This window comes from Curtobacterium sp. MR_MD2014 (assembly GCF_000772085.1).
Classification (GTDB): Bacteria; Actinomycetota; Actinomycetes; order Actinomycetales; family Microbacteriaceae; genus Curtobacterium.
In genome coordinates this window covers 2876013-2889448 of the sequence record NZ_CP009755.1, presented here as the reverse complement: position 1 = coordinate 2889448, position 13436 = coordinate 2876013, and the positions used below count along the sequence as shown (strand labels likewise).

Below are 13436 nucleotides of genomic sequence, written 5' to 3'. Positions count from 1 at the left end.
TGGACCCTCGACGCGTCCGCTGGGCGAGGGATGTCGGGGGAGGGCCGAGAGCACTGCCCCGTGGTGGTGTGAGCACGACGTTCGCACGGTCGGCGCGTGACCACCGCGGACGAGTGCCGGTCAGGCGCGGAGCGTCAACCCGTGAGGGTGGGTGCTCAACGTCACGGCGACCACCCGACCGAACGGGTCCCCGTCGAGTTGTACCTGTTCCGGTTCGTCGAACGCGAGGCGGAGTCGTCGCGCTCGGGTGGTCGGGAGCACCCGGGAACGCGGCAGCAACCGAGCGAAGAGCCGACCGAACCCGGTGCGCGAGAAGAAGCGGTTGAGCGTGAGGGTGGAGCCGATCTTCGTCCAGCCGAACCAGCCGTTCGGTCGGAACGCGACGGCGTCGAGGATGCCGTCGTCGGGCTCGGCGCGCGGCAGGAGGAGCACGCCGGCGGTGAGGGTGCCGCAGTTGCCGACGATGATGGTGTGTGCGTGCATCGTCCTGGTCGGGGCGCCGTCGATGTCGTAGCGGACGGGGATCTGACGGTTCCCGACGATGGACCTGGCGATCGGGTCCGAGTACGCGACCCAACCGAACCGCTTCTTGACCCACGCGTTCGTGTCCGCCGCCATGCTCGCGTCGAGTCCGACACCGGCCATGACGAGGAACGCGTGGGTGGTCGTTGATCCATCGACGTCGGTCAGTTCGGCGAGCCCGACGTCGATCGGCCGGTCGGCGCCGGTGAAGGCGTCGTGGACGGCACTGTCGACATCGTTGCGGGTCAGACCGAGGTTGCGGGCGAACAGGTTCCCGGTACCGCTGGGCAGGAGCGCGACCGGGACACCGGTGCCGCGGAGTTCCTCGGCGACGACACGGAGGGTCCCGTCGCCGCCGGCGACGAGGACGACGTCCGGCTTCGACTCGGCTGCTTCGCGTGCGGCTGCGCGACCGTCGTCGTCCGCAGCGGTCTCGAACCATCGGGTGGGTGCCCACCCGTTGCGGGACGCTTCGGCGTCCACGAGGGTGCGCAGCCGTGTCGGGTCGGTCTTGACCGGGTTGATGACGACGGCTGCGGTTCGCTGCCGTGAGGGATCCTGCACTGGTCCGTCCCGATCAGTCGGTGCGCTGGGCCGTGTTCCCGGAGCGGCGGATCGCCCCGAAGACCACGGTTCCGACGAACAGGACGATGCCGATGATCGCGAGCCAGAGCAGGCCCTTCAGCGCGAAGCCGACGACGGCGAGGATCAGCCAGAGGGTGAGGAGGACGATGACGGTCTTCATGGTGGTGCTTCCTGTCAGGGAGGGGGAGATGCCGGCGGTCCGCTCGACGTCGACGACCTCGTCGCCGGTGCGGCAGGAGGGTCCGCGGCCGTTCCGCGGACCTGGCCACCACACCGGTGGCGGTCCGGGGCGGCTGCGTGTCAGATGCGGCTCGTGCGACGACGGTGCCGGACGATCAGCGTGATCGCCGTGCCGGCTGCCAGGAGCACTCCGGCGATGCCGAGGGGCAGCGCCGGGTCGCTCCCGGTGAAGGCCAGTTCACCGGTCGGGGTGTTCCCGCCCGGTGCCGCTCCGCCGGTCGGGCTCCCTGAGGGGGTGCCGGTGGGAGCGGTCGGGGTGTTCCCGCCCGTAGCTGCTCCGCCTGTCGGGGTCCCAGCGGGGGTGCTGGCGGGGGCGGTCGGCGACGCAGTGGGTGTGGGAGTCGACGAAGCAGCCGGTCGCACGGTGATCGTCACGGTCTGCACGTCAGCGGGCGGCGTGCCGTTCGACGCGGTGATCGTCACCGTGGACGTGCCGGGTGTGGTCGGCGTGCCGGAGACGACGCCGCTGGTGCCGTTGATCGTCAGGCCGGCGGGCAGTCCGGTCGCCGTGTAGGTCGGGGTGGGCGTACCCGTCGCGGTCACCGTGTACGAGTACGGCGTCCCGGCGGTCGCGGCGGCGGGTGCGTCGGAGGTGATGACCGGTGCGGGCGTCTCGGTCGGAGTCCCCGGGGCGGGGCAGCCGGTCGAGGCAGTGATGGTGTTCGTGTCGAGGGTCACAGCGCCGGTGCGGGCGAGCAGGCGTCCCACGACGGTGGCGCCGGTGGTGGCGGTCACGGACTGCTGCGCCAGCACGGTCCCCTGGAACTGGGCACCGGTGCCGATGGTGGCGGAGCTGCCGACCTGCCAGAACACGTTGCACGAACTCGCACCACCGGTGATCGTGATCCGGCTGGCGGAACCGATGGTCAGCGTCGATGCGGCCTGGAACACCCACACCGAGTCCGCGCTGCCGGCGAGGGTCAACGCACCGTTGTCCGCGAGCTGGAGCGCCCCGCCGGAGTACACCCCGGGTGAGAGGGAGAGGCCGTTCAGCTCGGTGAGGCCGGTCTGCGTCGGAGACAGTGACGCAGCGACGTCGTACGCCGTCGTGGTGTCCCGCTGCGCCTGCGCGGCCGCGGCGTCGGTCTGGTGCGTGGTGCCGTTGACGGTTCCGTTCGGCGCACCGCCGAAGCCGGTGATCGAGGTGCCGGGAGAGAGCCCCAGGTCGCCGTTGACGACTGACGGGCCTGTGTTCGTCACGGCGCTCGCGCCGAGGACACCGTAGGTCGACGCGGTGCCGAGGTTCACCGGGCCGTCGATCACGGTCGCGGCCGATGCCGCAGAGGTCGACATCATCGCCATCGAAGCGGCGAGGCCGATGCCGGTCAGGGCGAAGGCGGTGCGGCGGAGGATACGGGACGTGGCCATGCGAGGCCCCTGTCTGAGTGGGAGAGCCACAAGGCGAGCGTCGACGACGCGAACATGATCTCCGGTCCCTGCAGTATGCGCCTGCTCGACGCAGAACGGTGCGGCTCGTCGGATCGGCAGGCCGATGGTCAGGAACGGTGTCGTCGACCGGGCCCCTCCCACGGCACGGACCTCGCGGCCGAACCGAGGACGGACACCACACGCGACCCGGCCGGAGACGTTCCGCCGGAGGCCCTCAGCAGGACGCCAGTCCGAGTCGGGATGCTGCTCGCGAGACGACCGGTCCGCGGCTGCGTCGCGCGTCTGCAACGGCTCGTCGCACTTGCTCGGCGTCCGCTTCCGGACGCGTCGGTGATCCAGCGTCGAACGGCGGGTGCGGGTCGTACTCCACGGCCAGTTGGACAGCGCGGGCTGCGGCATCGTCGTAGACCTCAGCGGCGACCGTGAGGGCGAAGTCGACACCACTGGTCACCCCGCCTCCCGTGATGATCCGACCGTCGCGGACCACCCGCGCCTGCTCGGGTACGGCTCCGATGGTCTCGAGCAGGTCGAAGGCACCTTGCCCTCCGGGGACCATGAGGACGTCCGCCTGCGGGGCCTCGTCGAAGGTCACCGTCGGCATGATCGCGAAGCCCGCATCGGTGCCCACCGGCTCTCGGTCGTGCCAGGCGAGGTCGATGGTCGCCGGGGAGCCTGGAGAAGAGCTGTACCGGGCCGGTCAGGTCGAGCTGTGTCACGTTCGGGAACAACAGCGCAACGAACCTGACGGGTCTGTTCATCCGTACATCGTCGCGGAATCGCGAGGATCCCGGTAGCCGGTAGCCGGTAGCCGGTAGCCGGTAGCCGGTAGCCGGTGGTCGGTGAACCGCGCGACCGTCGTCGGACTCACACCTCCCAGTCCGACAGGGAGGTCCTGTCGCGGAGGAGACCGGCGAGTTCGGCGTGCACCGTCATGGTCTTCTCCAGACGCGCTGCCCTGTCGACGGAGAGCGTCCCCGCTTCCCAGTCCCGCTCCGCGATGTACGCCGTGTACGGGTTGACGACGCACTTGAAGTCGAGCATCAGGGACTGCGCGAGCGCGCCCGTCGCCATGTAGCTGTGCGGGAGCCCGGCAGCGCACACGAAGGTGACCACCTTGTCGAACCATGCAGCACGCCGGCCTTCCCCCGTCGCACCGGTGGCTTCGATGAGCGACTTGACCGCCGATGACGGCGCCCAGTTGTAGATCGGGAACGCCAGCACCACGCCGTCGGACTCCCGGATGACATCGTGCAGCGCACCGAACGCGTCACTGTCGAAGACCTGGTCGTTGTCGAACGCCGGCAGCGGTGCCGTTGCCAGGTCGACGACCTCTGACCCGTGACCGTTCGCCCTCAGGAGCGACGCCGACCGCTCGGCCAGCCGGCGACTGGTGCTGACGGGATCGAGGCTGCACGAGATGACCGGCAGACGCAGGGGAGTCACCCCTGCACGGTACCGATTCAGGTGCGGCGGAGCGTGGTGCGACCGGTCCGTGGCAGGTCGTCCTCGTGCCGGTCGGGGCCACCAGCTGGCGCGCGACCACCCGTAGCTGGCATCCTCCGGACAGCCAGCCGTCCGTCCGGCCGAGCCCCGCTCATCCGTCGATGTCGGTCGGCTCCGTTCCCTGGACCCGTTGTGGCAGGTCGCGGACCGCTCCGTGCCAGGCCCAGGCAGCGCCGAGGAACACACCAGTGGCGATGAGCCACAGCAGCCAGGGCATCCGCGAGTCCAGCAGTCCGAGGGTGAGCGGGAAGAGTGCCATCCCGATCGAGCTCGCGGTCTGGAACACCCCGATGGCTCGGCCACGGATGCGTGGGTGCGGCGCTGCAGCCATGACCGCGTTCGCCGCGGGCAGGGAGATCATGTCCGCCGCGGCCAGCACGACCGCGACCACGACGACGTAGGACCACGCGGCCGGTCCGTGCAGCGGAGGAAGGACGATCAACGGTGCCGTCGTCGCAGCGGTCAGGACGGCGCCGAGCGCGATGAGCGTCCCGCGCCGTCGCCCGGCGACCCACCGGGTGACGGATGTCTGGAAGAGTGCGCACAGGCCTGTGGCGATGGCGAACTGGACGGGTGCGACCGCCGGGGACACGCCCCACCGCTCGATGAACAGGACGGCGAACGCGACGTTCGGCAGCAGCATGGCGGGACCGATCAGGAACTGGCCGAGCGCGATGAGACGCATCGACCGGTCGGCGACGAAGGCGCGGAGCAGCCCGGAGGCATCGGCTGGTCCCGCTCCCGTCGGTGCCGCTGCCTGCGGGGCTCGATGGCCGGTGCGTTGCGTGGCGAACACGACGGCCGCTGCGACGCTGGTGACGACGTTGGCGAGGACCAGCCACCGCAACCCGTCCTGGTGTCCGTGCGCGAGGGTGACCGCAGCGACGATCGCGCCTGCCCCGAGGGCGGCGGCCTTCGTCGCTTCGAGGAAGGCGAACCAGCGCTCGAACGGGCGGCCCGCCGCGAGGTCGTGGACGTACGCGGTCCACGAGGTCCAGTAGAGCCGTTCGGATGCGTTGGCGAGGAAGATCGCCGCGAAGATCACCACCGGATCGTGGGCGGAGAGGTAGAGCGTGAAGCCCGCTGCGGAGAGCAGGTTGTTGAGGACCATCGACGCCCTGGCACCGAACCGGTCGGTGAGGACGCCGCCGACGAGTCCGATCGGGAGGGCCACCAGCGATGCGACGGTGGAGAGGACACCGATCACCGCCAGGGACACGTCGGTGGTGATCGTGAAGTAGACGATCGTCAGCGGCAGCGTGAGGCCGGCGCCGATGGTGTCGGTCAGGACCGCGAACGTGACGAAGCGGTGCTCGTGGAGGCTCGCGAGCGGAGCCCGGAGCCGGGCAGGGGTGAAGCGCATGGAGGTGTTCCCGTGAGGTCGTCGCACCGCCGCCGAGCGGCGACAAGGGCGTGCAGGAGCACACGAGCAGAACGCTCGCGGCGAGGAGGGCTGACCGTGTCGGTCAGCTCAGTGCTGCGTTGCCATGACTCCGGGAGGGACGGGCCGCGGTCCGACGAGCTCGGGGGCGGCTTTCGTGGGGAACAGTCCACGAGGGGCACTGAGCGGCATCGTCGCCACCTTCCCCGTCGTCGGACCAGACCGACGAACGTTAGCAGCGTCCACGTCGACCGAGCAACGGTTGGTGCAGCACACCGTTCGGGTCAGCGGCGCTCGCGCGCCTCCGGTCCGGGCCGGGAGGCGCGGGTCCTGCGGGTGCAGCGGCGCCCGCCCGTCACTTCGTTCGCTGGTAGACCGTTGCGACGACCGACCCGTACAGCGCGAAGGCGGCGATGCCGCCGGGGAACATCGCGAGGACGGCCGCGGGTACCGCCCACACCTGGTGCACCCAGGGGTGACCTGCTGGCTCCGTGGTGGTCATCGCGGCGAACGAGCACGCGGAGACGAGCACGGCCCACGCCGCCGTCATGCAGATGATCGGCAGGAAGTGCCACCCGAGGCCGAGCAGCGGGTAGACGAGCGGGAGGAGGAACATCGCCGGCGCGATGATGAAGCCGGTCCTGGCCGTGATGCGGAAGGCCTTCCGGCTGCTGTTGACCTGCGCGATGGTGCGCTGGTCGTCGACCTCCGACTCCGGCCATGAGTCGTACGGGAGGCCTGAGCGCGTGTCCTTGTGGTCCATCTACGGCAGCCCCGGCCAGGACACCGCGGGCCACTCGAGCTGCCCGGCCGTCGCTCGTTCCCGATGATCTGTGGTCACGGTTCCCCCTCGCGTTCCCCTGACGGCAGCGTACTGCTCTCGATCTGATCTGCCGCCGCCGGACCTGCCCCCCCGCCTCCCGCTTCAGCCGACGTGCTCCCACGACGACAGCGCCGTCCAGTCCTGCGGGTCGAAGGCGAAGGAGCTGCCCATCGCGGGCTGGTCGAGTGCGCGGCTGATGGGCTCGCGTCGGAGGCTCGCCAGCAGGAGTGCGCCGACCCCGCCGTGAGCGATGAACGCGATGCCCCGCTCGGGCGTCTGTGCCGCGATGCGTCGGACCGCGCGCTCGACACGGCTCTGGGCGTCGATCGCGCGTTCCCAACCACGGGCGGACCGGTGCGGTTCGGCGAAGAACGCGTCGACGGTCGGTTCGAACTCACGCGGGTCGAGGTAACCGGTCGCGCTGCGGTCCATCTCACCGAGGTCCTCGTCGACCTCGAACTCCGAGCCCCACTGTCCGGCGATGATCCCGGCGGTGTCCAGGGCCTTCCGCTCGCTGCTGCTGACGATGCGGAGGGGCTGGGGGAACAGCGTCGCGATGTGTGCGGCGCGGGCCCGTCCGACCGGCGACAGACCCCAGTCCTGGATCCGGACGGTCGGGTCGACTGTCACCTCGGGATGGGACACCCACGTGCACAGCATCATCCGACCGTATCGGCGTCGTCAGTGTCCCTCTCACTCGAGACGGGCGACGGGGTCGCGGGGGAGCCATCGGGGTGAGAACCGTCGCCTCCAGCCTCGGGCAACGCTCGTCGTACGGCGCGGTGGGCGGCCGGGATGGACAGGAGTGCTCCACCGACGAGGAGACCAGCGGCGACGAGGACGGCGGCAGGAGTGTGGAGTGCTGGAACTCCGATGCTGATCGCGCACCACGCCGTCACGAGGAGGCCGGAGACGATCGTCGGGCGCAGCGCTGCACGATGGCCGATCCGCCAGGCCGCCTCGCTCGACATCGTGACCGACGTCCGGACGCCGGCGAGGCTGTTCCGTGGCAGCGAGCCGTTGGCGGCCCTCCACGTCAGCCACGTGACCAGCGCAGCCGCCCCGATCTCGAGGGCCATCGGGAACACCACCGCACCGTCCATGCCGACGACGCTAGCGTCCCCGGCGGAGAACAGCGAAGTATCAGTGTCACCTACGTGTCGTCGAACCCGGCACGGTCTCAGCCGGCCTCTGTCCGGACGCGTACCTGCGGCGCACCGTCGGTGTTCCAGCGGAACAACACGAGGTGCCAGAGGCCCGGGCGCTTCCTCGACGGATCGATCAGGCCGTCGGCGCCGAGTGCCACCAGGCGGTCTCGGACCTGCCACGAGGCCGGGACGCCACCGTCTGCGACGACCTGCTGCCACGGAGCGGTCGCGTCCTCGAGGTCGACCACGGCTTCGGAACGAGCGGCCCGGTCGCGGAGGTCGACGATCCGGGACGCCACCACGTCCACCTCGACGATCATCGGCTCCGTGGCGCGCGTGTCCGGATGCGCCACCAGTGCGGCCTCCACACCCTCGACCGACGAGCTGAGGTACAGCGTGGGCTCGTCAGCACGTGAGTACCGGCCTGCGGACCGTGACCCTGCGATGGCGGATGCGCGGAAGCGCGGGTCCACCGCGCGGAAGAAGGTGCCGCGCACCTCCGGTGCGAAGATGTCTCGGTCGTCGCTCACAAGAGCATCCTGGTGCGGCTCACGCCGGCGGCGTCGCTCCCGCGCCCTCGGTGTCGTCAGCGCCCGCCGGACCGGTACCGGCCTGGTCGAGGTTCTCGTGCGGGTCGCCCATGTCGCCGGTCGCCTTGCCTGCCGGGGACAGCCCGAAGTGCTTGCGGACGGCATCCGCCTGGGTGTCGGTCACGGTGTTCCCGGCTCCTGGGGAAGGGGCATCCTTGATCGCGCTCTTCAAGTAGCCGACGTGCAGGTCGTTACCGTCGAACGTTGCGTCCTCGACCGGGACGAGCACGGTGTGACCCCCGAGGAGTCCCGTTGCGACGCTGATGAACGCGGCACTGCCGTCCTCGGCGGAGGGGAAGACCTGCGCGACCTTGCCGACGGATGCGCCGTCGCGGTCCTTCACAGGAGCGTTCTCGATCTCGTGGATCTTCGCCTTGGTGATCATGTGCGTAGTCAACGCCCTGTGCCTGATGCTCCGCGGGTCTGTCACTCGCCGTTCCGCTGGAGCTCCTCTGCATTGCCAGCGGTGCAGACGGAAACGGCGTCGAGGCTGTACCCGCGTTCGTCGGCGAGGAAGTCGATGCTCGTGGCCGGGCCGCCCGTTCCCCGGACGCCCTGCGTCGGGTCGGTGCCTCCGCTCTCGTGGCGTTCGGTCGAGAGGCCCTTGTCCTTCCACAGCCGTTCGACCGTGGCGACGTCGTCGGCGGGATCTCCTGCACGCTGTTCGCGCATCTCCGTCAACAAGTAGGCGGCACCACGTGCACCGTTGTCGCGCATGCAGCCTTGGACCGCCGGACCGCTCGCGACCGACCAAGTGCCGCCGACTGCGCCGGCGGTGTCGTCGACGATCGTGACGACGGTGTCCTTCGCCTGGTCGGGGGCTGCTCGTTCTCCGAGGAGGGCCCTCCGGAGCACCCCATCAGTGCGAGCGCCGCAGCAGCGACGGACACCGCGGAGCCGGTGATCCTGTCGGCCTGCAGGCGACGTGCCGTCTTCATGTCCGCCCTGATCCTCACGCCTCGACACTAGCGAGACGGGCGGAACGACGGAGTCCGAGGCGGTCGGAGTGCTCGACCTCTGGGCGATCGCAGCCGCCTTGTCCGTGTTCGACGTGCGGTCCGCCGTCCGCCTCGCCGCGACGCAGTCGCTCCTGCCGTGGATCGCGCCTCGACCGCTGCTCCTTGCTCGAATGCTCGAGTGGACCAGAGGGATGCTGCAGCGCAGACCGTGGGGCCACCGAGCGCTCGGTCACCAGGAGGAACGTCACCTGTTCGACTGGACCGCCTCAGGATGAGGGGCCAGCGGACGGCAGACGCGTCGTGTCCTGGTGCTCGTACGCGTACTGCTCGTCGTTCAGTACGTTCACGTCGCCTTGCGCGCAGGGCGTCTGCGCTTGGATGCTCGACCCGTACTCCGTGATCCCGATCTCCACGAAGAAGCCATCATCGAAGACTCCGCCGGCCGGGTAGCGGAGCTGCAGTCCGGGTGCATCACCGCCGAACGTGCTCCGTGTCGGCTCCCAACCGTTGTCCTTCCACGCAGTCTCGATCCGGGCGATGATCCGCGTTCGGTCGTCGGCGCTCGCACCCGGACCCAGTCGGGTGATGCCCCACTGCGCCCCGGAGGTCCCGCATGCTGACGCGCCGGAGTCCGACGCCTCCCACTCGCCCGGGACCATCAACTGGGTCGACTCGATCCGCTCGTTCAGGTCGTCCCAGGCGGCTTTCGCGTCCGTCGCGCGTGGCTCTGATCGGGCGGAAGGGCGGTTCACGTTCGGCTCCTCGTCGGGGCGACTGGTCGAACAGCCGGCGATCATCAGCACTGCTGCCCCGGTAGCACCCAGGATGAGCAGGGACCGGGCCACTGTTCTCATGAGATCCGTTTTTCGCCCGGGGTGTACCCGATGCTCGTGGAGGCGGTGTTGCGAAGGGACGAAGTACGCGAGAAGGTATGCGCTCCCCCGTCGGAGTCTGCCTGGTTCGACCCTGCGGAGCTGTGAACGCGAGCGAGGACGCCGAGCCGCATCGGCTGGTCGTGTCGCTAGCGGCCCGCCGGTACCGCGACGTTCGCGAGCTCGGCCCGCACGATGTCCGCGCCGGCGGACAGCGCGCCGAGCTTCTGCAGGGCCGCCCCGCGCGCCAGCGGCGCCATGCCGCAGTTGGTGCTCGGGATGAGCTTGTCGGCATCGACGTGGTCGAGTGCCCGGCGGAGGACCGCGGCGACCTCCTCGGGCGTCTCGACCTGCTCGGTGGCGACGTCGATCGCGCCGAGTATGACCTTCCTGCCGCGGACGAGCTCGACGAGTTCAAGCGGGACGTTTCCAAGGGTTAACCATCGCACTTGCAAGGTAGACAGCACACCAGAGGTGCCGGTATTGATGTATCAATCGACAAGAAGGGGTTGCATCATGAACCGGAAAACGATTGTGGCGCTCGCAAGTGGTTTCGTCGCCCTGGGGGCGATCGTCGCCCTCGCGGCGCCCGCAGAGGCCGATTCGTACAGCGAAACGAGCGCCATGGCGCAGGCAGTGGAGGCTGGCTCTTCGCAGACTGCGGCGGCCGAAGCGAGTCCGCGAGGGGTGGGGGGCGTCGCCAAGGCGCTGTGGGCGGGGTTCAAGGCCGCTCATGCGCCGCGAGCTGCGGGCAACGTCGCGCGCATGGCGAGCGTGCTCGGGTACGCCGCAGACACCCCCCAGGGGTCGTCGGAGGCAGAGAAGGCGTACTTCGATCGATGACCAGGTCAGGCGGGTCCGGTATCAGCGCTGGACCCGCCTCCGTCGGAGGGACAGCAATGAGACGGACGGTGCTTGCTGCACTCGGCCTCACTCTGGTCGCCACCTTCGGAGCCATGGCGATGGTTCTGGCGGGGCCGTTGACACCGATCAAGTTCGACGTCGGTGGTGCCGCTTCGATGTTGAACCCGTACTTCTCCCAGAACTGGCAGTTGTTCGCTCCTGATCCGGTCAGTGATGAACGGGGGGTCATTGCGCGGTTCGAATGCAACGGCAATGCGACGGACTGGAGGGACATCACCTCGCAGGCAATCGTTCGTACTCAAGGGAGCCGCTTCTTCCCACCGCGCGAGAGTCGAATCGTGAGCAGTGCGGTGCTGCAGCGGTTCGCAGAAGACGACCTGACCGAGCGATTGTTGAAGAAGCACAACGCGGACCTGGCGCCGCCGGATGAACGCGTTCGGCGTCAGGCGGAGGAAGTGCTCGCTCGTTACGCGGCTTTGACTGTCGGTTGTGGACGCGACGATCAGCGGCCGACCGCGGTGCAGCTCCGTTTCGTGACCAAGGCGTTGCCTCCGTGGTCGCAGCGAGGGTCAGCACCTCGCGACGCTCAGCCGAGCACCATCGACTCGGCGTGGATCCGACTGTGACGCATCTCTTGTGGCGTCGACTGGTCAGCGTCATCGAGTGGATGACGGACGCGCCTCGAGCGCTCGAGGCCCTGAGTCTCCTCCGTGCTGTGCTCGGACTGGTATCCGTGTCGATCTACGTCGGGCAGTACAGCGACCGTCTTCTGCTCTTCGGTCCTGACGGTGTGTACGGCACTGCGGGCATCCGAGATTCCGCCGCAAGCATCGGAACGTGGAGCCTGTACGGCTTGTCCGAGGATCCGTGGGTCTTCGAGCTTCTCTTTCATGCGGGTCTTGTCATCGCGGTGCTCGTCATGCTCGGCGTCGGAGGTCGCGCGCTCCTTGCGGTGCACTGGGTCCTGATCTGGCCGCTGTACATGGCGAATCCGGGGCTCATGGACGGCGGCGACGCGCTCGCCTCAACGGCGACTTGCTTCCTCCTCCTCACGCGGTGCTACTCCGCCTTCACCGTTCGTCGAATCCGTTCCGAGCCCGTCGGGGTGATCGCGAGCGTGTGCAACAACACCGGACTCCTCCTGCTCGTGACGCAGGTCGTGGTCGTGTACCTCATGGCGGGCCTGTACAAGGTCCAGGGTCAGCTGTGGCAGGACGGAATCGCGCTGTACTACATCCTGAGCGTTCCGGAGTTCTTCCTGCCCGGCGTGACGCCGTTCGTCCTGCAATCGGATTGGGTTCTCGTCATCGGCGCGTACGCGACCGTGCTCGCATCGGTGTTCTTCCCAGTGCTCGTGCTCTTCCGCCAAGGAAGACCGTTGGCTGTTGCGGTGATGCTGACGTTCCATCTGGCGATTGCAGTGCTGATGGGGCTCACGTCGTTCGCGCTCGTCATGGCGGCGTACGACCTTCTCTTCGTGAACCATCACGTGGTGCGCTTGCGCCGCCGGGCGGCCCTGCTACGCCGCGCATTGGCCGGCTGTCGAGAGGAGACAGTTGATGAGAGATCTGTTGAGAGTACGGCGACACTGGCGGGCGAGCATCGGCGACGAGTGGGGCTGGCGTTCTGTGCGTCCCGCCAGCGGGCCGTACGCAAGGGCTGCTCTGGTCGAGTGGGGAAGTATCACCAAGGGACTCGTGGGGACCGCTGCGACGATGGTGCTTCCGCTTGATCGCGAGGTCCGTCAGTTCGCGCCCTGGTTCCCGGGGGCTGACTTCACCGTCCAAGACCTGATTGAGCACACCTCGGGACTCCCTCGCCTGCACGTCGGTATGGGACTGGTGCCGTTCCGCGATCCGTACCTTCCGACGATCGGAGCCCCTCTGGATCCGGACAGCGTCGTTCGCAGCGGAGACCGCGGACAGTTTGCGTACTCGAACCTCGGCTACGCCCTGCTCGGTGAGTTACTCGACGACGTCGACGGCAACTGGTTCCGAACGGTACGGAAGCAGGTCCTCGAGCCAGCGGGCATCACCACGGCCACGACAGCTCCACTGGAGACAGCCAGAGTCGTGCCGCGGAGGCTTGGTCGGCCCGTCGAGCCGTGGACGATGACCGGGTCGCCCTATGCAGCTGCAGGGGGCGTCTGGTCGACGTTCGAGGACCTCTGCCGATATGCGGACTGGGCTCTGGGAGACCTGGACGACCCGGCGCGGACGGTTGCTTGGCAACGACGGGATGCGACGATCTGGATCAACGGACAGGTACGTGCTGCAGGTGCTGCCATCGTGTCTGCGGGTGGCGTGACGGCGGTCGTACATGCCTTGGCGCAGCGGCTCTTCACTCCGGACCGCATCGCCTCAGCCGTCATCGAACGGGAGCTCGCAGGGCGTGGCGAGCGACGTCGATGAGATGAGCCGCGGCGGTCAGGAGGTGACCAACTCGAGCTGGCTGGCGGCCAGCCCCGCGCCGACGCGCAGGTGCCCACACATGTGACCGACCCGCCAGGAGCGACCCCTGCCTCCAGGCCGGATCGAGACCAGCGCAGGCGGGGACACGG

General features: G+C 69.0%; 17 protein-coding genes and 1 pseudogene. 4 read left to right on the top strand and 14 right to left on the bottom strand.

Annotation, left to right across the window (positions count from 1 at the left end; genetic code table 11):
• Positions 1-120: 120 nt before the first annotated feature.
• From NI26_RS13355 to NI26_RS13285, 14 genes and pseudogenes are all read right to left on the bottom strand, one after another.
• Entirely contained in the window at positions 121-1086 is a 966-nt protein-coding gene (locus NI26_RS13355; protein ID WP_144411371.1) for a diacylglycerol/lipid kinase family protein, read from the bottom strand.
• A gap of 13 nt (positions 1087-1099) precedes the next feature.
• The gene (locus tag NI26_RS17090; protein WP_200884112.1) at positions 1100-1267 is read right to left on the bottom strand and encodes a hypothetical protein; all 168 of its coding nucleotides are present in this window, start codon (positions 1265-1267) and stop codon (positions 1100-1102) included.
• 140 nt (positions 1268-1407) lie between these two features.
• Positions 1408-2715, bottom strand: a complete 1308-nt coding sequence (locus tag NI26_RS16955; protein ID WP_066656274.1) for an ice-binding family protein — start codon at positions 2713-2715, stop codon at positions 1408-1410.
• A 235-nt stretch (positions 2716-2950) separates the two neighbouring features.
• Positions 2951-3364, bottom strand: coding sequence for a hypothetical protein (locus NI26_RS13340; protein ID WP_066656271.1), 414 nt, complete (start codon positions 3362-3364; stop codon positions 2951-2953).
• Between the two features lie 236 nt (positions 3365-3600).
• Positions 3601-4179: an NADPH-dependent FMN reductase gene (locus NI26_RS13335; protein ID WP_066656268.1), complete on the bottom strand. Its 579-nt coding sequence runs from the start codon at positions 4177-4179 to the stop codon at positions 3601-3603.
• A gap of 151 nt (positions 4180-4330) precedes the next feature.
• Positions 4331-5602 carry an MFS transporter gene (locus tag NI26_RS13330; protein ID WP_066656266.1) on the bottom strand — a complete coding sequence of 424 codons (1272 nt, stop codon included), beginning with the start codon at positions 5600-5602 and terminating at the stop codon, positions 4331-4333.
• Between the two features lie 373 nt (positions 5603-5975).
• The gene (locus NI26_RS13325; RefSeq protein ID WP_066656263.1) at positions 5976-6383 is read right to left on the bottom strand and encodes a hypothetical protein; all 408 of its coding nucleotides are present in this window, start codon (positions 6381-6383) and stop codon (positions 5976-5978) included.
• A 162-nt stretch (positions 6384-6545) separates the two neighbouring features.
• On the bottom strand, positions 6546-7073 hold the full coding sequence (locus tag NI26_RS13320; protein WP_200884111.1) for a histidine phosphatase family protein: 528 nt from the start codon (positions 7071-7073) through the stop codon (positions 6546-6548).
• A gap of 29 nt (positions 7074-7102) precedes the next feature.
• Positions 7103-7546 (bottom strand): SdpI family protein, encoded by a 444-nt coding sequence (locus NI26_RS13315; protein ID WP_081985066.1) that lies wholly within the window; start codon positions 7544-7546, stop codon positions 7103-7105.
• Positions 7547-7623: 77 nt separating this feature from the next.
• Positions 7624-8121 carry an RES family NAD+ phosphorylase gene (locus NI26_RS13310; RefSeq protein ID WP_235426372.1) on the bottom strand — a complete coding sequence of 166 codons (498 nt, stop codon included), beginning with the start codon at positions 8119-8121 and terminating at the stop codon, positions 7624-7626.
• Between the two features lie 19 nt (positions 8122-8140).
• Complete coding sequence (locus tag NI26_RS17210) at positions 8141-8566, bottom strand: PRC-barrel domain-containing protein (protein WP_066656258.1); 426 nt, start codon at positions 8564-8566, stop codon at positions 8141-8143.
• Between the two features lie 41 nt (positions 8567-8607).
• A complete protein-coding gene (locus tag NI26_RS13300) occupies positions 8608-8898 on the bottom strand; it encodes a hypothetical protein (RefSeq protein ID WP_144411370.1) in 291 nt (96 codons plus the stop codon).
• Between the two features lie 508 nt (positions 8899-9406).
• Positions 9407-9892, bottom strand: a complete 486-nt coding sequence (locus NI26_RS13290; protein ID WP_144411369.1) for a hypothetical protein — start codon at positions 9890-9892, stop codon at positions 9407-9409.
• A 269-nt stretch (positions 9893-10161) separates the two neighbouring features.
• Positions 10162-10440: pseudogene (locus NI26_RS13285) on the bottom strand (methionine synthase); the annotation flags it as partial.
• An 88-nt stretch (positions 10441-10528) separates the two neighbouring features.
• Between NI26_RS13285 and NI26_RS13280 the strand changes: the two are divergent.
• The 4 genes from NI26_RS13280 (at position 10529) to NI26_RS13265 (ending at position 13287) form a co-directional block, all read left to right on the top strand.
• Positions 10529-10855, top strand: coding sequence for a hypothetical protein (locus tag NI26_RS13280; RefSeq protein ID WP_066656234.1), 327 nt, complete (start codon positions 10529-10531; stop codon positions 10853-10855).
• Positions 10856-10923: 68 nt separating this feature from the next.
• Positions 10924-11502: a DUF5819 family protein gene (locus NI26_RS13275; protein WP_144411368.1), complete on the top strand. Its 579-nt coding sequence runs from the start codon at positions 10924-10926 to the stop codon at positions 11500-11502.
• A 107-nt stretch (positions 11503-11609) separates the two neighbouring features.
• A complete protein-coding gene (locus tag NI26_RS13270) occupies positions 11610-12608 on the top strand; it encodes an HTTM domain-containing protein (RefSeq protein ID WP_158407769.1) in 999 nt (332 codons plus the stop codon).
• Positions 12505-13287 carry a serine hydrolase domain-containing protein gene (locus NI26_RS13265; protein WP_158407768.1) on the top strand — a complete coding sequence of 261 codons (783 nt, stop codon included), beginning with the start codon at positions 12505-12507 and terminating at the stop codon, positions 13285-13287. The genes NI26_RS13270 and NI26_RS13265 overlap by 104 nt, the downstream gene beginning before the upstream one ends.
• Positions 13288-13436 lie beyond the last annotated feature (149 nt).